This is a genomic window from Thioclava nitratireducens, from assembly GCF_001940525.2.
GTDB lineage: Bacteria > Pseudomonadota > Alphaproteobacteria > Rhodobacterales > Rhodobacteraceae > Thioclava > Thioclava nitratireducens.
Window position 1 is genome coordinate 2,210,443 of record NZ_CP019437.1, and the last position, 19,395, is coordinate 2,229,837.

21 protein-coding genes are annotated in these 19,395 nt (G+C 64.6%); 14 read left to right on the plus strand and 7 right to left on the minus strand.

From position 1 onward, the window contains the following. The 8 genes from secD to BMG03_RS10625 all read left to right on the plus strand — a co-directional run bounded on the left by secD (nucleotide 1) and on the right by BMG03_RS10625 (nucleotide 6,031). Entirely contained in the window at nucleotides 1-1,671 is a 1,671-nt protein-coding gene (gene secD, locus BMG03_RS10590) for a protein translocase subunit SecD (RefSeq protein ID WP_075774768.1), read from the plus strand. A gap of 13 nt (nucleotides 1,672-1,684) precedes the next feature. Further along, nucleotides 1,685-2,671 (plus strand): protein translocase subunit SecF, encoded by a 987-nt coding sequence (secF, locus tag BMG03_RS10595; RefSeq protein ID WP_075774769.1) that lies wholly within the window; start codon nucleotides 1,685-1,687, stop codon nucleotides 2,669-2,671. Continuing rightward, entirely contained in the window at nucleotides 2,655-3,044 is a 390-nt protein-coding gene (locus tag BMG03_RS10600) for an Mth938-like domain-containing protein (protein ID WP_075775103.1), read from the plus strand. Before secF ends, BMG03_RS10600 begins: the two co-directional genes overlap by 17 nt. Continuing rightward, nucleotides 3,041-3,673 (plus strand): heme ABC exporter ATP-binding protein CcmA, encoded by a 633-nt coding sequence (gene ccmA / locus BMG03_RS10605; RefSeq protein ID WP_075774770.1) that lies wholly within the window; start codon nucleotides 3,041-3,043, stop codon nucleotides 3,671-3,673. Before BMG03_RS10600 ends, ccmA begins: the two co-directional genes overlap by 4 nt. Before the next feature lie 163 nt (nucleotides 3,674-3,836). Continuing rightward, nucleotides 3,837-4,493, plus strand: coding sequence for a heme exporter protein CcmB (gene ccmB / locus BMG03_RS10610; RefSeq protein ID WP_075774771.1), 657 nt, complete (start codon nucleotides 3,837-3,839; stop codon nucleotides 4,491-4,493). Between the two features lie 65 nt (nucleotides 4,494-4,558). Then, a complete protein-coding gene (locus tag BMG03_RS10615; RefSeq protein ID WP_075774772.1) occupies nucleotides 4,559-5,287 on the plus strand; it encodes a heme ABC transporter permease in 729 nt (242 codons plus the stop codon). Continuing rightward, a complete protein-coding gene (locus BMG03_RS21025; RefSeq protein WP_075774773.1) occupies nucleotides 5,284-5,502 on the plus strand; it encodes a hypothetical protein in 219 nt (72 codons plus the stop codon). Before BMG03_RS10615 ends, BMG03_RS21025 begins: the two co-directional genes overlap by 4 nt. Continuing rightward, nucleotides 5,495-6,031, plus strand: a complete 537-nt coding sequence (locus BMG03_RS10625) for a DsbE family thiol:disulfide interchange protein (protein ID WP_099049360.1) — start codon at nucleotides 5,495-5,497, stop codon at nucleotides 6,029-6,031. The genes BMG03_RS21025 and BMG03_RS10625 overlap by 8 nt, the downstream gene beginning before the upstream one ends. An 89-nt stretch (nucleotides 6,032-6,120) precedes the next feature. Here the strand turns inward: BMG03_RS10625 and ssb are convergent, their stop codons facing one another. Continuing rightward, on the minus strand, nucleotides 6,121-6,630 hold the full coding sequence (gene ssb / locus BMG03_RS10630) for a single-stranded DNA-binding protein (protein WP_075774774.1): 510 nt from the start codon (nucleotides 6,628-6,630) through the stop codon (nucleotides 6,121-6,123). 273 nt (nucleotides 6,631-6,903) lie between these two features. Between ssb and BMG03_RS10635 the strand changes: the two genes are divergently transcribed. From BMG03_RS10635 to BMG03_RS10650, 4 genes are all read left to right on the plus strand, one after another. After that, nucleotides 6,904-7,167, plus strand: coding sequence for a PepSY domain-containing protein (locus BMG03_RS10635; RefSeq protein WP_075774775.1), 264 nt, complete (start codon nucleotides 6,904-6,906; stop codon nucleotides 7,165-7,167). An 82-nt stretch (nucleotides 7,168-7,249) separates the two neighbouring features. Beyond that, the gene (locus BMG03_RS10640; protein WP_077701218.1) at nucleotides 7,250-7,849 is read left to right on the plus strand and encodes a cytochrome b/b6 domain-containing protein; all 600 of its coding nucleotides are present in this window, start codon (nucleotides 7,250-7,252) and stop codon (nucleotides 7,847-7,849) included. A 54-nt stretch (nucleotides 7,850-7,903) separates the two neighbouring features. Next, nucleotides 7,904-8,395 (plus strand): helix-turn-helix transcriptional regulator, encoded by a 492-nt coding sequence (locus BMG03_RS10645; protein ID WP_244270939.1) that lies wholly within the window; start codon nucleotides 7,904-7,906, stop codon nucleotides 8,393-8,395. A 117-nt stretch (nucleotides 8,396-8,512) separates the two neighbouring features. Beyond that, nucleotides 8,513-9,136: a lytic transglycosylase domain-containing protein gene (locus BMG03_RS10650; RefSeq protein WP_075774777.1), complete on the plus strand. Its 624-nt coding sequence runs from the start codon at nucleotides 8,513-8,515 to the stop codon at nucleotides 9,134-9,136. A 99-nt stretch (nucleotides 9,137-9,235) separates the two neighbouring features. On the opposite strand, the gene BMG03_RS10655 is transcribed toward BMG03_RS10650, so the two are convergent. Next, nucleotides 9,236-9,793 (minus strand): lipid-binding SYLF domain-containing protein, encoded by a 558-nt coding sequence (locus tag BMG03_RS10655; RefSeq protein WP_075774778.1) that lies wholly within the window; start codon nucleotides 9,791-9,793, stop codon nucleotides 9,236-9,238. A 141-nt stretch (nucleotides 9,794-9,934) separates the two neighbouring features. Beyond that, nucleotides 9,935-10,936, minus strand: coding sequence for a porphobilinogen synthase (hemB, locus tag BMG03_RS10660; RefSeq protein WP_075774779.1), 1,002 nt, complete (start codon nucleotides 10,934-10,936; stop codon nucleotides 9,935-9,937). A 157-nt stretch (nucleotides 10,937-11,093) separates the two neighbouring features. Between hemB and BMG03_RS10665 the strand changes: the two genes are divergently transcribed. Together BMG03_RS10665 and mfd are read left to right on the plus strand one after the other, a co-directional pair. Continuing rightward, nucleotides 11,094-11,627, plus strand: a complete 534-nt coding sequence (locus BMG03_RS10665; RefSeq protein WP_075774780.1) for a hypothetical protein — start codon at nucleotides 11,094-11,096, stop codon at nucleotides 11,625-11,627. Nucleotides 11,628-11,676: 49 nt separating this feature from the next. Further along, nucleotides 11,677-15,120, plus strand: coding sequence for a transcription-repair coupling factor (gene mfd, locus BMG03_RS10670; RefSeq protein ID WP_075774781.1), 3,444 nt, complete (start codon nucleotides 11,677-11,679; stop codon nucleotides 15,118-15,120). On the opposite strand, the gene BMG03_RS10675 is transcribed toward mfd, so the two are convergent. The 4 genes from BMG03_RS10675 to BMG03_RS10690 all read right to left on the minus strand — a co-directional run bounded on the left by BMG03_RS10675 (nucleotide 15,092) and on the right by BMG03_RS10690 (nucleotide 19,356). Beyond that, the gene (locus tag BMG03_RS10675) at nucleotides 15,092-15,766 is read right to left on the minus strand and encodes a class I SAM-dependent methyltransferase (RefSeq protein ID WP_075774782.1); all 675 of its coding nucleotides are present in this window, start codon (nucleotides 15,764-15,766) and stop codon (nucleotides 15,092-15,094) included. The two genes, mfd and BMG03_RS10675, sit on opposite strands and share 29 nt — an antisense overlap. Nucleotides 15,767-15,832: 66 nt before the next feature. Next, nucleotides 15,833-17,053, minus strand: coding sequence for a multidrug effflux MFS transporter (locus BMG03_RS10680; RefSeq protein WP_077701219.1), 1,221 nt, complete (start codon nucleotides 17,051-17,053; stop codon nucleotides 15,833-15,835). Between the two features lie 138 nt (nucleotides 17,054-17,191). Continuing rightward, a complete protein-coding gene (locus BMG03_RS10685; protein ID WP_075774783.1) occupies nucleotides 17,192-17,839 on the minus strand; it encodes a DsbA family oxidoreductase in 648 nt (215 codons plus the stop codon). Next, complete coding sequence (locus BMG03_RS10690; protein ID WP_075774784.1) at nucleotides 17,836-19,356, minus strand: class I adenylate-forming enzyme family protein; 1,521 nt, start codon at nucleotides 19,354-19,356, stop codon at nucleotides 17,836-17,838. Before BMG03_RS10690 ends, BMG03_RS10685 begins: the two co-directional genes overlap by 4 nt. Nucleotides 19,357-19,395 lie beyond the last annotated feature (39 nt).

Below are 19,395 nucleotides of genomic sequence, written 5' to 3' on the forward strand. Positions count from 1 at the left end.
ATGTTGCATATTTCGCTGTGGAAGCGCGTGCTGATCCTGATCGTCGTTGTGATCGGGCTCGTCTTTGCCGCGCCGAACATCTTTTACAACCGGGTGGAGGGGCATAACGATGCCGTTGCCGCCGCTGCGAAGGGCCAGGCCCTGACGCCCGATCAGCAGGCCGCGCGCGCGGGCTGGCCCGACTGGCTGCCTTCCGACATCGTGAACCTCGGTCTCGATCTGCGCGGCGGCGCGCAGCTTCTGGCCGAGGTCAATGTCGACGAGGTCTACAAGGCCCGCGTCGATGCCCTCTGGCCCGAGTTCCGCAAGGCGCTCGCCGCCGAACGCGGGACGCTCGGCTCGATCCGTCGGCTCAACGCCGATCCCGGCGTTCTGCGCATCCAGATCGGCAATGCCGACCAGATCGCCGAAGCCCAGAAGATCGCCGAGACGCTGAACAACCCGGTCTCCTCGCTGACCGGCGTGGGTCAGAAGACGCTCGCGATCACCACCCAGGGCAACCAGCTGATCGTGCAGCTCTCGGATGCCGAGAAAGCCGCGACCGACGACCGCACGATGCAGCAATCGCTCGAGATCGTGCGCCGCCGGATCGACGCCGCTGGCACCCGTGAACCGACGATCGTGCGCGAAGGCTCCGACCGCATCCTGATTCAGGTGCCGGGCGCGAGCTCCGCGCAGGAGATCAAGCAGCTGATCGGCACCACGGCGAAACTGACCTTCAACTCGGTGATCGGCACCAGCTCGAACCCGAATGAAGCCGTGGGCTCGGATCAGGAAATCCTGCCCTCGGCCGACCAGAAGGGCCTCTACTACATCCTCGACAGTGTTCCGGTCGTGACCGGTGAGGACCTGACGGACGCGCGCCCCGATACCGATCAGAACGGCTATCCGGCGGTGGCCTTCCGCTTCAACGCGAGCGCGGCGCGCACCTTCGGCGATTACACGCAAAACAATATCGGCAAGCCCTTCGCCATCGTGCTTGACAAGAAGGTGATCTCGGCCCCGACGATCCAATCGCATATCGCGGGCGGCTCGGGCATCATCACCGGCCGCTTCACGGTGAAAGAGGCGACCGATCTCGCGCTGTTGCTGCGCGCCGGCGCGCTGCCTGCTTCGATGAATTTCCTCGAAGAGCGGACTATCGGCCCGGAACTCGGCGCGGATTCGATCGCCGCGGGCAAGATGGCGGCGGCCGTGGGCGCGGTGCTCGTGGTGGTCTTCATGATCGCCTCCTACGGCACGTTCGGCGTCTTCGCCTCGCTGGCGCTGGGGATCAACATCGCGCTGATCTTCGCGATCATGTCGGCAATCGGCGGCACGTTGACGCTGCCCGGTATCGCTGGGATCGTGCTGACAATGGGGACCGCGGTCGATGCCAACGTGCTCGTGTTCGAACGTATCCGCGAGGAGCTGCGCAATCAGCAAAAGGCGAAAGCCGCCAGAGCGATCGAACTGGGTTACGAGCGCGCGATGTCGGCGATCATCGACGCCAACGTGACCACCTTCCTCACCGCGGTGATCCTCTTCGTGCTGGGCGCGGGCCCGGTGCGGGGCTTCGCCGTCACCTTCCTGATCGGGATTATCACCTCGGTCTTCACCGCGATCTGGGTGACGCGGCTGTTCGTGAGCCTCTGGTTCGCGCGCCGTCGTCCCCGCGAACTGGTTCTTTAAGGGAGATCGAGACATGGCATTCCGTCTGAAACTGGTTCCCGAAAAGACCAACTTCGACTTCTTCAAGCATCAGGTCGCGACCTTCGGCTTCTCCGTCGTCATGGTGCTGGCCTCGATCGTGCTCGTGCTGACCATGGGTCTGAACCTCGGCATCGACTTCCGGGGCGGCACCACGATCCGCACCGAGGCCGACCAGACCGAACCGGTCGACATCGGCGCCTATCGCTCGGCCATCGCGCCGCTCGGTCTGGGCGACGTGCTGATCACGCAGGTCTATGATCCCAACTTCCGCGCCGATCAGAAGGTCGTCACGATCCGCATCCAGGCGCAGGACGGGCAGGAAGCGATCAGCCCCGAGACCCAGGCCAAGGTGCTGGACTCGCTGAAAACGGTGAACAAGGACATCAAGATCGTCGCGACCGAGTCGATCGGCCCGAAAGTCTCGGGCGAGCTGATCTGGACCGCGATCTGGTCGGTTCTGGCCGCGGTCGCCGCGATCCTCGTCTATATCTGGCTGCGGTTCGAGTGGCAGTTCTCGGTCGGCGCCGTCGCGGCGCTGATCCACGACGTGACCGTTACCGTGGGCATATTCGCGCTGTTCCAGATCAAGTTCGACCTGTCGATCATCGCGGCGCTGCTGACGATCCTCGGCTACTCGATCAACGATACCGTCGTCGTCTTCGACCGTCTTCGCGAGAACCTTGTGAAATACAAGAAGATGCCGCTGCGCGAGGTGATGAACCTCTCGGTCAACGAGACGCTGTCGCGCACCGTGATGACCTCGGGCACCACGCTGCTGGCGCTGATTTCGCTGCTCGTTCTGGGCGGCGACGTGATCCGCAACTTCGTCTTCGCGATGACATGGGGCGTGATCGTGGGTACCTATTCCTCGGTCTATGTCGCAAAGAACATCGTCCTGTTCATCGGGCTGGACCGCAACAAGGAGAAGAAGGACCCCTCGGAGAAGTTCTTCGACAAAACGGATGTCGCTACTGACTGAAGCCAATTTCGGGGCCTCGCTGCCGATCGACGGTTACGGGCCGGGATTTTTCCGCGTCGCCGGAGAGGTCACGCGAGGCTCGATCTGGGTCTCGGGAGAGGAGATGGGCAGCTGGGGCGGTCTGGACGACCGCGCGCCGCTGCTCGCGCTCGCAGGAAAGCTCGACGTGCTGTTCATCGGCACCGGCGATGAGATCGCCCATCTGCCGAAGGACCTCGTGGCCGAACTGGAGGCCGAGGGACTAATGTGCGAGGGCATGGCCACGCCGTCGGCGGCGCGTACCTATAACGTGCTGCTGTCCGAAGGCCGCCGCGTCGGCTGCGCGCTGATCGCGATGCCGGAAAAACCCGACGCCTCCGAGACGCCTGAATGAGCATGCTGTCGGTCGACGGGCTCGCAGTGTCGCGCGGGGGGCTTCCGGTGCTGGAAGACCTGAGCTTCACGCTCGACGCCGGTCATGCGCTAGTGCTGCGCGGTCCCAACGGGGTCGGCAAGACGACGCTCCTGCGCACCTTGGCGGGGCTGCAACCGGCGCTGGCGGGGACAGTCTCGGTGCCGCCGGAAAGCATGGCCTATGCCGCCCATTCCGACGGGCTGAAATCGACGCTGACCGTGCGCGAGAACCTCGGCTTCTGGGCGTCGGTCTATGCGTCCCGCGATATCGAGCCGGCACTGGCGCGGATGAATCTCAAAAGCCTCGAGACACGGCCTGCGCATAGCTTGTCGGCGGGGCAGAAACGCCGCCTCGGGCTTGCGCGTCTTCTGGTGACCGGGCGCCCGATCTGGGTGCTGGATGAGCCGACCGTCTCGCTCGACACGGCCTCCGTCGCGCTGTTCGCCGAGGCCGTGCGCGGCCATCTCGCGGGCGGCGGAGCGGCGCTGATCGCGACCCATATCGATCTTGGGCTGGACGAGGCGAAGGTCCTCGACCTGACGCCCTTCAAGGCCAAGATGCCGGAAGAGGGCGGGATGCAGGGCGCCTTCGACGAGGCTTTCCTATGATCGCGCGGCGCGCTATAGGCGCGGTCGGGAGCCTCCGGCGGGGATATTTGAACCAAGGCGAAGGCAGCTGCGCGTTGTTTCGGCTTGGCCGAAATATCCCGGGGGATGAGCGGCGCAGCCGCGAAGGGGGCAGCGCCCCCTTGGCTCGCGCAGGAGGCCGGACATGATCGCACTTCTGATGCGAGACCTGCGCCTCGCGGTACGCGCAGGTGGCGGCTTCGGGCTCGGGCTCGCGTTTTTCCTGATCGTGGTGACGCTGGTGCCTTTCGGCGTCGGCCCCGAGGGGAAAATCCTCGCGCGGATCGCGCCGGGGATCCTGTGGGTCGGAGCACTTCTGGCTTGCCTGCTCTCGCTCGACCGGATCTTCGCGCTCGATTACGAGGATGGCTCGCTCGATCTGCTGGTCACCGCGCCTGTGCCGCTGGAAGGGGTGGTCTCGATCAAGGCGCTTGCGCATTGGATCACGACCGGGCTTCCGCTGGTCGTCGCGGCGCCGATCTTCGGGATCTTGCTGCATCTGCCGCAAGGGGCGCATGTCTGGATGGTGGTTTCGCTTCTTCTGGGCACGCCCGCGCTTTCGGTTCTGGGCACGTTCGGGGCCGCGCTGACCGTCGGGCTGAAGCGCGGAGGACTTTTGTTGTCGCTGCTGGTCTTGCCATTCTACGTGCCGACCCTCATCTTCGGGGCGGAGCTCGTGCGCCGTGGCGCCGAGGGGATGAACACCGAGACACCGCTTCTGATGCTCGCCGGGATCACGGCGGCGACGATCGCGCTCGTGCCCTTCGCCTCGGCCGCCGCGATCCGCGTCAATCTGCGCTAGGGCTTCCCGCGCGCATCCCATGATAGGAAGAGCCAACCTGGCCAGAAGGTGAGCAGAACAACAAGATGTCGATCTGGGAATACGCCAACCCCGTCAAATTCATGAAGACCACGGACAAGGTCCTGCCCTGGACGGTGGGAATTGCTGCGATCACGCTGATCGTCGGGCTGGTCTGGGGCTATTTCTTCGTCCCGGCCGCCGAGAATTTCGGCGGCTCGGTGAAGGTGATCTATGTCCATGTTCCCGCCGCGATGATGGCGATCAACATCTGGGTGATGATGGTCGTGACCTCGCTGATCTGGCTGATCCGGCGCCACCATGTCTCGGCGCTGGCCGCCAAGGCCGCGGCGCCGATAGGCGCGGTGATGACGCTGATTGCGCTGATCACCGGCGCGGTCTGGGGCCAGCCGATGTGGGGTACCTGGTGGGAATGGGATCCGCGACTGACCTCGTTCCTGATCCTGTTCCTGTTCTATCTCGGCTATATCGCGCTCTGGGCCGCGGTCGAGAACCCCGATACGGCCGCCGATCTGACCGGCGTGCTCAGCCTGGTCGGCGGGGTCTTCGCGGTGCTCTCGCGCTATGCGGCGAATTTCTGGAACCAGGGCCTGCATCAGGGGGCGACGCTCTCGATGGATTCCGAGCAGCACATCGCGGATGTCTACTGGTTCCCGCTGCTTCTCTGCATGGCCGGGTTCATCTTCTTCTTCCTCGCGCTGGTGCTGATCCGCACCCGCACCGAGGTCCGCGCGCGCCGTCTGGGCGCCATCCAGCAACGTGAGCGCATGGCATGAGTGATACGACCGAACAAGGCGGCACCGTCACCGAGGGCGGCGTCGTCCTCGTGGACCCGTCCACCAAATCCTACACCTACACCGTCAATATCGCCTGGGCCTCGACGGTCGTGCTTCTGGTGCTGATCGTCGTCGTCTCGCTGATGCGGGGCGCGAAGGTGAAACGTCAACTGACCGAGGCCGAGGCCCGCCGGAAAGGGGGCGCACATGGTTAAGCCGCTGATGCTATTGCCATTGATCGTGGTCGTCGGATTTGTTGGTGCGGCTTATGTGGGGATGCAGCGCGAGAATCCGACGCAAATCCCCACCGCCTTTGCGGGCAAGCCCGCACCGCCGGTGCAACTCGAACCGCTGGGCGATTTCAAACCCTTCACCGATGCCGATCTGAAGGACGGCAAGGTCAAGCTGGTGAATTTCTGGGCCTCGTGGTGCGCGCCCTGCCGGGTGGAGCATCCCAACCTCGAAGCGCTCTCGGACGAAGGCATTCCGATCTATGGGGTCAACTACAAGGACAAGACCGCCAAGGCGCAGGGTTTCCTCAGCGAGATGGGCAACCCCTTCGCCGAACTCGGGGCCGATCCGAAAGGGAAGATGGCGCTGAATTGGGGCGTCTACGGCGTGCCCGAGACTTTCGTGATCGATGGCGCGGGCAAGGTGCTCTATCGCTTTGCCGGACCGCTGACAGAGCGCGTGATCGCCTCGGATCTGCGCCCGCTTCTGGATGGCGAAACCGCCGCGAAATAAAGGGCAGGGCGCAGGCGCGCGACTTCCCCGGATTCCGATAGCTTCAAAAAGCAAAGGCCCCCGAACCGGGGGCCTTTCTTGTTTCTGGCTTAGAACGGGATCTCGTCGTCGAAATCCGAGCGGCCACCGCCGCCGCCGCCGCCCGAGGACGGGCCGCCATAGCCGCCGCCGTCATCGTAGCCGCCGCCACCCGAGGACGGGCCGCCGTAGCCACCGCCACCGCCGCCCTGACCGCCGCCCGAGCCGCCAGGCCCGTCGAGCATGGTCAGTTCCGAGCGATAGGGGCGCAGCACGACCTCGGTCGAGTAGCGGTCCTGACCGTTCTGGTCCTGCCATTTGCGGGTTTCGAGCTGGCCTTCGATATAGACCTTCGAGCCTTTGCGCAGATATTGCTCGGCCACTTTCGCCAGCGGCTCCGAGAAGATCGCGACCGAATGCCATTCGGTGCGCTCCTTGCGCTCGCCGGTATTGCGGTCGCGCCACGTCTCGGAGGTGGCGATGCGCAGGTTGCACACCTTGCCGCCGTTCGAGAAGGTCCGCACCTCTGGGTCGCGCCCCAGATTGCCGATCAGAATGACCTTGTTGACGCTGCCTGCCATATTGCCTCCGCCTGCGATTCTAGAATTGGTCCCAAAGGGTATAGAGCAGAGCCCCGCTGGAGCCTAGGGGCGAAGCTTCGCTCAACCGTGACGGAAAGCGGCGAAATCCCGCGTGCATCTTTGGTTTGAGAGCGATTTCGGCACCGCATTTCCAACCTTGCGTCGATAGCTGGCGGTCCGGGTTTGCCCCAGGTCTGCACGAGCCGGACGGCACCCGGGGACGACCCCGCCCGATCCGGTCGAGCAAACCCATATCCCATGAGGAGATACCCCATGAAATACCTGATGCTGATCGCCGCGAGCGCTACGATTGCCGCTGCTTCCACTCTCCCCGCACTCGCCGAAGGTGGCGAAGGCGACGTGGCCCCGGCACAAGAGCAGAAGCTCGCAGCCGAGCTGAAAGATCAGGGATACCAGGTTCGCAGCATGGAAACGGATGGCGGCTATATCGAGGTTTACGCGATGAAGGACGGCAAGCGCGCCAAACTCTTCTTCGACTCGAACCTCAAGCAGGTGAAGCGTTCGGACAGCAACTGATCCGATCCTCGGGGACGGGCCGGCACGATCGGCCCGTCCTCTTCACGCCAGTCTTTCCCGAAAGCAGCAGGAGGGCCCGATCATGGCCATCGAAGACGCGAGCTTTACCGATCTTCCGTCGCATGAAACGTCTCACGCAGAACCGCCGCCCGTTGGCGCGCATAGCGTCTGGGACCCGTTCGTCCGGGTGTTCCACTGGTCGATCGCGGGCCTCTTTACCGCCAACGCCTTCTTCACCTCGCCGAAGAACGATCTGCATCACTGGATCGGCTACACGGTCGCGGGGCTCGTGATCGCGCGCATCCTCTGGGGGGTGTTCGGGACGCGTCATGCGAAGTTCAAGGATTTCCCGCCATCGCCCACCGGCGCGCTGACGCAGCTGCGCGATATGGCGACGGGGCGGCGGCACGCGCATCTGGGCCATTCGCCACTCGGCGCGCTGATGATCTACAATCTTTTGATCACGCTTCTGGTCATCGCGGGCTCGGGCTACCTGATGACGACTGACGCCTATTGGGGCGTGAAATGGCCCAAGGAAGTGCATGAACTGGCCGTCAACTGGGCCGAGGTTTCGATCGCCGCCCATATCGCCGCCGTCGTCTTTGAGAGCCGTCGGTTGCGCGTGAACCTTGCGCGCGCGATGATCACCGGTAAGAAGGTGTTCCGCAGCAACAGAGGGTAAACGCCCATGGCGATATCGCGAGCGCGAGTCTCGGTCTGGACGAAAGAGGGCGCATTGGTCGCCCTCATCTTATTCCAGACGGCCTGTGCCGCTCTCTTCGTGGCAGACGTGTTCAACGACATCCGCGAAGCCGGACGGTTCACGGTGGATCTCAACATGGAGCTGTTCGCCAATCTCGGCCTTATCGCGGGGATCGTCGTTGAGGCGACGGTGCTCTGGGCGCTCCTGCGCCGTCAGGCGCGCGCGGATCGCACCATCGGGGCCGCACAGGGCGCGATGGCCGAGATGATGGGCGCGCAGTTTGACCAATGGGGGCTCACGCCCGCAGAGGCCGATGTGGCGGCCTTCACCATCAAAGGGTTCTCGGTCTCGGAGACCGCCTCCTTTCGCGGATCGAGCGAGGCGACGGTGAAATCCCACCTCAATTCAGTCTACCGCAAAGCGGGGGTCTCGGGCCGCTCCCAGCTTGTCTCGATCTTCGTGGAGGAGCTGTTTCACGGCCCCATCAAGGCTGATGCGAAAGCGCAACAGGCACGCGCAATCTGACGTTAGGGAAGCGAGTCGGCGGGAGATTGCCGAGGCATTCGGCGTTTTCCTTTAACTTTTTGCCGATTTCTTTATAGTTTGGCCCCGAAAATATGGACAGTGAATGGTAAGGGGCCGATGCGTAGGACGATCGGAATTCTCGGGCTTGCGGCGATTGCCGCGGCAACGGTGATGACGGGCCCGATGAGCGCCCAGGCAGAGGGGCTGAGGCTCCAGGGTAACTCTTCGAAATCGCGTGCGATGCTGTTCCGAAACCAGACCAACATCCTCGACACGCGCGCAGCCCAGCAATACGAACATTCCTCGCGGCTGCGACCCGGCGGCAAGCTGACCCAGACGGCCAGTGCCGAGAGCGTTCCACGCTACAACGGCAAGTATCGCGGCCAGTATATCAACACCGCGAAATCGGTGGCCTCGCGCCACGGCATCCCGACCGACCTGTTTCTGCGGCTCGTACAGCAGGAGAGCGGCTGGAACCCGCAGGCGCGCTCGCACAAGGGGGCGATGGGGCTGGCACAGCTGATGCCCGCGACCGCCGCGAAACTGGGCGTGAACCCGCGCGATCCGGCGCAGAACCTCGAGGGCGGCGCGCGCTACCTGAAGATGATGTATGATCGCTTCGGAAGCTGGCGGCTGGCGCTCGCGGCCTATAACGCTGGGCCGGAGGCGGTCGCGAAACATAACGGCATTCCGCCGTATCGCGAGACTCGCAACTATGTGCGGGTGATCCTCGGCGGTTGATCCGTTATGCGCCCGCAATCATGAAAAGCCCCGCAAGATCATCAATCTGCGGGGCTTTCTTTATGTTTGGCTTTAAGGAAGCAGTCTAAGCGGCAGATTTTACGGAATGATCCGGGTATACTTGGTGCCCGCGAGCGTCGCGCCCGCCATCAGACCGGCCTGGCCGAAGACCAGCGCGATGATCGGCGCGGTCGAGGTCAGCGTGGAGGCCGAAATCGCGCCGCCCTGATCCGGCACCGCGTAGCGCGCATCCGCGCCCAGTTGCCAGCCATCGCCGCGGCGGAAGCTGGACAGCGCCTCGGGCGTCATAAAGAACAGGGCATGGGCATATTGCTGTGCGCCGATCTGCAGACCGAAACTCGCCGCTGCCGCCGCGTAGTAATCGACCGTCACGTTGTTGATCCGCAATGCGCCGCGCCCGAAAGCCCCACCTACGCCGAAGCCCGCCTCGGTCATCAGCGGCATCCAGAGCACGCCCACCGATTTGTTCTCGAGATCGCGGGTGCCGGGATATTTCGTCAGAAGGTAGTTCCGTGTGGCGTCGACCCGCGCGTCCAGCTTGGCACTGCCTGCGCTGCCCACGCCGTTGCCGCAGGCCGCAAGGCCGAGCCCCGCACCGCCCATCGCCAGAAGGGTCCGTCTGGAAAGTTTCGTCATGTCTGTCGCTCCGCTCGATATGCCCGATCTCGCGCCGGGCTGATTGGTCTTATTACGACCGCTTGGCACAATTAATAGACGAGGGAACCCGCTTTGTCACTTCTTCTTGAGCCAATTCACGCCGAAGTGGCAAGACCCTGCTCAGCCGTTACCGAGCAGTTTCGCGGCCTCCGGCGCGAAGTAGGTGAGCACGCCATCGCAGCCCGCGCGGCGGAAGCTCATCAGGCTTTCGAGCATGACCTTCTCGTGGTCGAGCCAGCCGTTCTTCACCGCCGCCATGATCATCGCGTATTCGCCCGACACCTGATAGGCATAGGTCGGTACGCCGAATTGCTCTTTCACGCGGTGGCAGATGTCGAGATAGGGCATCCCCGGCTTCACCATGACCATATCCGCGCCCTCGGAGAGATCGCGCGCGACCAGCCGGATCGCCTCGTCGGAATTACCGGGGTTCATCTGGTAGGTCTTCTTGTCGCCCTTGAGCGCACCGGTGGCACCGACCGCGTCGCGGAACGGCCCGTAGAAGCCGGAGGCATATTTCGCGGCATAGCTGAGTATCGTCACGTCCGAATGACCCGCGCCTTCGAGCGCCGAGCGCAGCGCCGTGATGCGCCCGTCCATCATGTCCGAAGGCCCGAGGATATCGGCCCCGGCTTCGGCCTGCGCGATCCCCATTTTCACAAGACATTCAACGGTTTCATCGTTGAGGATAACCCCGTCGCGCACCAGCCCGTCATGGCCGTTCGCATTGTAGGGGTCGAGCGCGATATCGGTCATGATCGCGATCTCGGGCACCTCTGCCTTGATCGCGCGGATCACCCGGTTGGTGATGTTCTCGGGGTTCCAGGCCTCTTCGCAGGTCTCGGTCTTCACTGCCGGATCGGTATAGGGAAAGAGGCAGATCGCTGGGATGCCAAGCTTTGCGGCCTCTTCGGCGGCGCGCACCGCACCCTCCAGCGTGCGGCGCACGACGCCCGGCATCGAGGGCACTTCGACATCCGCGCCCGGCACGTCGGTGATGAAGATCGGCCAGATCATGTCCTTCACGCTCAACCGGTGTTCCTGTGCCAGATCGCGAAGCGCTGCAGTGCGGCGCATCCGGCGCAAACGGGTGTGGGGGAAGGGCGGAAGGATCGGGTTCATCGGCTGGCTCCTCTGGCTCGGGCAAAATGGGTGCCACGGATCGATGTAACAGGCAAGCGCGGCAGATCCGCGCGGGCTTCCGCTCGGGGCTGGGCTGGTCTATGCATCGTCAGGAGGGGGCGCGACACGACGACCCGGAAGAACGAGGGCGAGGGGCTTGGAAGTTTTCGACACGATCGCGCGGCTGATCGACCTGCGCAGCTTTTCCAACCTGTGGTATTGGATCGCCTTGGCCGCAGTCTGGTCTTCGGCCTCGCATTGGGTGTTGGGCGTGCCGTGGGACATGGTGATCCGCGCGCGCCGCAAGGGCGGCGACGCGGGTCAGGATCTGGCCGCGATGACGGCGCTGAGCGCACGGCGGCTGAACCGCATCCGGCGCGATGCCGGGTTCTCGATGTCGATCACCATCCCCTTCATGTTGAGCTTTCTCATCATCACCGGGTTCATCTACGGCTCGGAGACGGCGCAGGCTTTCGCTCTGCTGCTGGTGCCGATGATGGCCGTGTTCGGCTTGAGCCTGCGACTGGCGCATAAACTCGATGCAGAGCCCACGCTTGCGCATGACCCGGCGATTGCGATCAAGGCACTCTCGCGCCACCGGGTGAACGTGCAGGCGATCGGCGTGGTCGCGATCATCGTGAGCGCGCTCTGGGGAATGTATCAGAACCTTCTCGCCTCGATGCTGGTTTGACGCGCGAAGCAACTTGACACCGGAGACAGGCCGGATACCTCGCTTGGCTATGGAGCATTTTCTTCTCTCGGGCGCCCCGGAAGGGTTCGACGCCGCCTTGCTGGCCAAGGAACTTGCCAAGGGCAAGTCGGTCATCCATGTCGCGCGCGACGATCGCCGTCTGGCGGCCATGCGCGGGGCACTTGCGTTCTTTGCGCCCGAGGCGACGGTGCTGGACTTCCCGGCCTGGGACTGTCTGCCCTACGACCGCGTCTCGCCCAATGCCGATATCTCCGCCACGCGGATGGCGACGTTGGCCGCGCTGGCTTCGGGGATGCCCGGGCCGTTCGTTCTGTTGACGACGCTTTCGGCTGCCATGCAGCGCGTGCCCGCGCGCGAGGTTCTGGCGGGCGCGAGCTTCACCGCGCAGGTCGGCAAGCGGATCGACGAGCAGGCGTTGCGCGAATTCCTCGTCCGGATGGGCTTCTCGCAGGCCTCGACCGTGTCCGAGCCCGGAGATTACGCGATCCGCGGCGGCATCATCGACATCTTCCCGCCCGGCGAGGGCGGTCCGGTGCGGCTCGATCTGTTCGGCGATGTGCTCGACGACGCGCGTGGCTTCGACCCGGTCAGCCAGCGTACGACCGAGAAACTGAAAGGCGTGGAGCTGGCGCCGGTCTCCGAGGTTATCCTCGACGAGGCAGCGATCACGCGCTTCCGGCAGAATTACCGGATCGAATTCGGCTCGGGTGGTGCGGAAGACCCGCTTTACGAGGCGGTTTCGGCAGGGCGCAAACAGGCGGGGATGGAGCATTGGTTGGGCTTCTTCCATGAAAAGCTCGAGACCATCTTCGACTATCTGCCCGATGCGTCGGTGATGCTCGACGACCAGATCGCGGCGCAGCAGGAAAGCCGTTGGGAAGGCATCGCGGATCAGTATGACACGCGGCGCGAAGCGATGACCCGGCGCGACCGGCTGGACTCCGTCTACAAACCCGCGCCGCCGCAGCTTTTGTATTTGAACCCAGAGAGTTGGGAGGCGGTGTTGAAACCGCTTCGCGTGCTGCGCCTGCAGGTGATCCCGGCACCGCCCGGACCCGGGATCCTGAATGCGGGCGGGCGCGTCGGGCGCAATTTCGCGCCCGAGCGCAAGGTGGAAAACGTCAGCCTGTTCAGCGCGTTGAAAGACCATGTTCAAGCGCGTCTGGCCGATGGTCCCGTGGTGATCGCCTCGTGGTCCGAGGGGGCACGTGAGCGCCTCAAGGGCCTGATGGAAGACGAGGGCGTGATCGGCGCGAAGCTGATCGGATCGGCGCGCGAGATCGGACCGGGGGTGAACCTCACGGTCTGGCCGCTCGACGAAGGGTTCGAAGCCCCGCGTGACGGCGGCGAGATGACCGTGATCTCGGAACAGGACGTGCTGGGCGAACGGCTCGTCTCGAAGCCGCGGCGCAAGCGCAAGGCCGAGAACTTCCTGACCGAACACACGACGCTCTCGCCCGGCGATCTGGTCGTCCATGTCGATCACGGGGTGGGCCGTTACAAGGGGCTGGAGACGGTCACGGCCCTTGGCGCGCCGCATGAATGCGTGCTCTTGGAATATGCGGGCGGGGATCGCCTTTATCTGCCAGTCGAGAATATTGAACTGCTCAGCCGCTACGGCCATGAGGAGGGCTTGCTCGACAAGCTTGGCGGGGGCGCATGGCAGGCCAAGAAGGCCAAGCTGAAGGAACGCATCCGCCAGATCGCCGACAAGCTGATGCGGATCGCGGCAGAGCGTCACCTGCGTCACGCACCCATTCTGGAAGCGCCGCATCACGAGTGGGAAAGCTTCGCCGCGCGCTTCCCCTATACCGAGACCGACGACCAGATGAGCGCGATCGAGGATGTGGTGGACGATCTGAAATCGGGCACGCCGATGGATCGTCTCGTCGTGGGCGATGTGGGCTTCGGCAAGACCGAGGTCGCGATGCGCGCGGCCTTCGTCGCCGCGCAATCGGGCATGCAGGTCGCGGTGATCGCGCCGACGACGCTGCTTGCGCGCCAGCATTACAAGACCTTCGCCGAACGCTTCCGGGGCACCGCGCTGAATGTGAAACCGCTCAGCCGCTTCGTCTCCGCCAAGGAGGCTACGAAGACCCGCGAGGGGCTGCGCGACGGCACGGTCGATATCGTGATCGGCACCCATGCGGTTCTGGCGAAATCGGTGAAATTCGCCAATCTCGGTCTGCTGGTCATCGACGAGGAGCAGCATTTCGGCGTGCAGCACAAAGAGCGCCTGAAAGAGATGCGCTCGGAGATCCACGTGCTGACGCTGACCGCGACGCCGATCCCGCGCACGCTGCAACTCTCCTTGACCGGGGTGCGCGACCTGTCGATCATCGGCACACCGCCCGTCGACCGACTTGCGATCCGTACCTATGTCTCCGAATTCGACACGGTCACCGTGCGCGAAGCGCTTCTGCGCGAGCATTACCGGGGCGGGCAGAGCTTCTATGTCGTGCCGCGAATTTCCGATCTTCCCGAAATCGAGGAATTTCTGCAAACCCACGTGCCGGAGGTGAAATATCTCGTGGCGCATGGGCAGATGGCCGCGGGCGAGTTGGACGACCGGATGAACGCCTTCTACGACGGCAAATACGACGTTCTGCTGGCGACGACGATTGTCGAAAGTGGCCTCGACATCCCGACCGCGAACACGATGGTAATTCATCGCGCCGACATGTTCGGCCTCAGCCAGCTTTACCAGATACGGGGCCGGGTAGGCCGCGCGAAGACACGGGCCTATTGCTACCTGACGACGAAGCCGCGCATGCCGCTGACGCCACAAGCGCAGAAACGGCTGCGTCTGCTGGGCTCGCTCGACAGCCTCGGGGCCGGGTTCAACCTTGCGAGCCAGGACTTGGACCTGCGCGGCGCGGGCAACCTGCTGGGCGAGGAACAGTCGGGACACATCCGCGAGGTGGGTTACGAGCTCTATCAGTCGATGCTGGAAGAGACGATCTCGAAGCTGAAATCGGGCGAATTGACCGAGACGGCGGATGGCGACTGGTCGCCGCAGATCAATCTCGGCGTGCCGGTGATGATCCCCGAGAGCTACATCCCCGATCTCGACGTGCGCCTCGGTCTCTATCGTCGCCTGTCGAGCCTGACCACCAAGGTCGAGCTGGAAGGGTTCGCCGCCGAGCTGATCGACCGCTTTGGCGAACTGCCGAAAGAGGTCAACACGCTGCTGCTGGTCGTCCGGATCAAGGCGATGTGCAAACGCGCGATGATCGCCAAGCTCGACGCCGGGCCGAAGGGCGCGACCGTCCAGTTCCACAACGACAAGTTCCCCAACCCGCAGGGGCTCGTGGAATTCCTGACTGCACAGCGCGATCTGGCCAAGGTAAAGGACAACAAGCTGGTCATTCGCCGCGACTGGAAGAACGACAAGGACAAGATCAAGGGCGCCTTTGCGATCGCCCGCGATCTGGCCTCGAAGGTTATCGAGGCGAAGAAGACGAAGGCCTGAGCGGCTCCGCGCGGAACATCACCTGTCCGCGCGGCAGCATCCGGTCGTCGCGGATAAGGCGCCAGCCAGCCGCCTCCGCCATCGCGTAGAGCGCGGCTTCCGAAAGGTGATAGGGCGCGCGGGTCGCGTGGGTGACGACGCCGTCGTTCTGTCGGTGGATCGTAGCGCCTTCGGGGGCGAGGAATACCGTCAGTAGCAGGCACTCCAGTTGAGCAAAGCGCCGCAAGCCGTTGAAGCAATGTGCAATCGCGTCGCTTTCCAGATGCGGAAAGACACCGAAAGCGATGGCATGGGTGATCGTGTCCGTCACGCCATCAAAACCGAAATCCGCGTCTTCGACCAGCTGCATAGGATCGAGCCGGTCGCGCGCCTCCAACTCCGCCGCATAGCCCGCAAGCATCAGTGCGCGCGAGGCATCCGTGGCCCAGTAATGGCCGGGCTCCAGATAGGGCACCGCCTTGCAGCCCAGCCGCAACGCCCCCGCACCGATATCGAGAAGGACATGATCGGGCCGCAGCCCGTGATCCAGAAGCGCGGCCATCTGCGCGCGGCCCGTCTCGTCCCAGCGGCCGCCCACGATGTCGCGGTGGCGTCCCTTGGCGAGCGCCTCATCATAGAACCCGGGGCGGGCATAGGGCGACGACATCGGTGAGGCTCCGTGACAAGGGCGATGCGCGCATATGTAGCTTTTGCACCTGCGCGTAAAGCCCCGTCAGCCGGTTTCCTGCGTCTTGCGGATCAGCCACCAGGCGAGGCTCGAGCAGGTCAGCGTCGCGATCACCATCGGCAACGCAGTGCCGTTGAAGGACAGGCCCACCGGGGCTGCGATGATCACCGCGCCGACGGTCGAAATCGCCGACACGATGGAGGCCGCCATGCCCGCGATATGGCCCATATGTTCCAGCGCCAGCGCGTTGAGATTGCCGAAGGTCAGGCCCGCCATCGCGAAGACCGAGACGGAGTAGATGAAGATGAACGGGAAACCCGCCGCGCCGTCAGTGAACCCGAGCAGCACCAGCACCAGCATCACCGTCGAGATCGCCACCTGGGAGATATAGGTCCCCTTGACGATCTTGCGCATCCCCAGCCGCATCACGTAGCGCGCGTTGAAGATCGTGGCCGAGCCCGCGAGCAGCGCGCCGATCGCGAACCACATCGGGAAGGTGTCGGTGACGCCATGCGCCGCGTAAAGCTGCTGCGCGGTGGACAGCAGGCCGAACATCTGCCCGAAGCCCAGCGTCATCGTCACGATATAGAGACGCACATCCGAATGGGTGATCACCTCCAGCGCCGCGGCGCGCAGCTTGGATACGCTCAGCGGTCGGCGATCCTCGGGAGCGAGCGTTTCGGGTTGGCGGATCATCAGCCAGCTCACGCCGACGCAGCCGAAGACCATGAAGGCCCAGAATACGCCGCGCCAGCCCGCGAGAGCGATCACCAGTTGGCCGATCGAGGGGGCGACGGCCGGCACGAGGATGAAGATCATCATGATGAATGAGGTGATCTTCGCCATCTCGCGCCCGGCGAATAGGTCGCGCACCAGCGCCATCACCGTGATCCGCGGACCCGATGCGCCGATCCCTTGCAGCACCCGCGCCGCCAGAAGCGCTTCGAGGCTTTGCGCATGGGCGGCGACGAAGGCACCGACCATGTAGATCGCAATCCCCCCCGCGATGGTCTTGCGCCGCCCCAGCGCATCCGAGATCGGCCCGGCGAACAGCGTGCCCACGCCCATGCCCAGCACGAAGGCGGTCAGCACCAGCTGCGCACGGTTGACCGCGTCGGGGCTCAACTCTGCCGCGATCTGCGGCAGTGCCGGCAGCATCGCGTCGATCGAGAAGGCGACCGTCGCGATCAAGGAGGCGAGCATAACCGTCAGTTCGGGCAGCGAAAGGGGCGTGCGCGCCCGGGGCGCGTCAGAGATGTGGGACATTCTGGGGGACTTTCCGAGAGTCGGATCTATTCGAAGCGCGAGCATAGGGAGCTGCGCCGATTTGGCCAGAGGGCCGGGCGCGCAGCCCCCTGTGCGCTCACGCGATAGTGACGGCGGCTGCGACGCCGGACAACTCGGTCAGTGCTGGGTCGCGTCGGACGGTGTGCCGGACAGCTCGTCGATGACCTGCAGCCACAGCTCGGTCGGTTGCGCGCCGCTCACCAGATGAGCATTTGCGACGACGACCGAGGGCACCGCGTTGATCCCACGCTCGCGCGCATGTTGTTCCTTGGCGACGATCGTGTCGATATCGGCATCCGAAGCCAGAAGCCGCTCCACCAGTCGCGGGTCCATCCGCGCCGCCTCGGCCACTTCACACAGCACGGTCGAGTCGCCGATATTGCGCCCGTCGCTCCAATGTGCGGCCAGCAGCCCCTCCATCGCCTCTTCCTGCCGCTCTTCCAGCCCCGCCCAATAGAGCAGGCGATGCGCGTTGCGGGTGTTCGGCTGATGGGTGACGCGCTCGGGGTGGAAATCGTAGCCCTCGGCCTCCGCGATCTCGAGCAGCTGCACATGCATCTTCGCCGCCCCGTCCTGACCGAACTTCGCCTGCAGGTAATCGGCGCGCGCCATCCCCTCGGGCGGCATGGTCGGGTTCAGCTCGAAGGGCTGCCACGCACGCTGGAACGGGTGGTCGGGGCGTTGGGCGAGCGCCCGGTCGAGCCGCGCCTTGCCGATGAAGCACCACGGGCAAACGGGATCGGCGAAAATATCGAGCGTGATCATGAGGTGACCTCCTGTTGCAGCATGGTGCGGATTTCCGAGCGCAGCACCTTGCCGTTGCGGTTGCGGGGCAGGGCGGCGATATGGGCGTAAAGGCGCGGCTGCTTGTAGCGTGCAAGCCGCGCCTCGGCATGGGCGCGCAGCGTCTCTTCCCCGGCGTCGCCGGTATAGGCCAGTGCGATGACGCTTGCATCGACTTTCACCGCGATTTCGACCGCGGCCACGTCGCCTGCGCCAGGGCAGTCATGCATGACCTCTTCGACCTCGATCGGCGAGACCCGGAAGCCGCCCGCATTCATCATATCATAGCCGCGTCCGAGATAGGTGATCGCACCATCTTCGCCCATCGAGACCGTGTCGCCGGTGACGAACCACGGGCCGATCCGGCGCGCCGCAGTCTCTTCGGGCGCATTCCAATAGCCCAGATAGAGCCCCGGATCGCTTTCATGGATCGCCAGCTGCCCCGGCTCGCCGCGCGGCACCGGTTGCCCGTCTTCGTCCAGCACGGCGACATGACGGCCCGCCTGCGGATAGCCGCAGGTGCCGGGCGGCGCGGGATGGTCCGGACTGCTCGAGATGAAGGTCGAGCATTCGGACATGCCGAGCGCCTCATAGACCCTGGTGCCCGTCGCCGCGATCCAGGCTGCGCGCGTGGGCTCCGGCAGCGCCTCGCCCGCGCTCAGCCCATGGCGTAGCTTCGGCAGCGATAGCGCCTCATGATGCTTCAGGATTTGCCGGTAGACCCCGGGAGCGGCGGCGAAGATCGTCGCGTCGAAGCGCTTGAGCAGCAGGGGCAGGCTGCGCGGCTCTACCCCGTCCGCCGGGATCAGTGCGGTGGCCCCTAGTGTCCACGGGTCCATCAGCCCGGTGCCGAGCGTATAGGTCCAGTTGAAGGCGCCTGCATGCATCAGACGGTCGTCGGGCCCCATGCCATACCAGCCGCGATACATCATCTGCCGCGCCCAGATCGCGCGATGCGCATGCATCACGGCGCGCGCCGAGCCGCCCGTGCCGGAGGTGAAGATCATATAGGCGAGGCGGTTCGGATCGCCCATTGCGTAGTCGCAGGGGGCGGCGTCCCCGGCCTTGCGCAGAATATCGGCGGGGATTGCGCGCGCCGGATGATCGGGCAGGGCTATCCCATCGCCCGCCACGACAGCCGCCGGATCGAGATCGCCCGCCAGTTTGGTAATCTCCGCCTCGGTCAGCTGCGCCGATGTCGGCACCGGCACCAGCCCGGCTGCGATGGCGCCAACGAAAGCGATGGGAAATTCCGGACCGTTGCCCAGCCGCAGCATCACGCGATCTCCGGGTATCAGCCCCGCGTCGAGCAACAGCGTTCCCGCACCGCGCACCGCCGCGGTCAGCCGCCCATATGACCAGCGCTGCGCGCCCGAAGGCTTCACGATCTGCATCGCCAGCTTGTCCGGGGTCGCCGCGCCTGCCGCCAGAACATGCGCGGCCATGTTGAAGGCGCTCGGCGGGGCGGGGATCGGGTCTGTGCGGTAAACTGAATCCATGCCGTCTAGCTAGGACGCGGCGCGCGCCCGAGCAAGCCC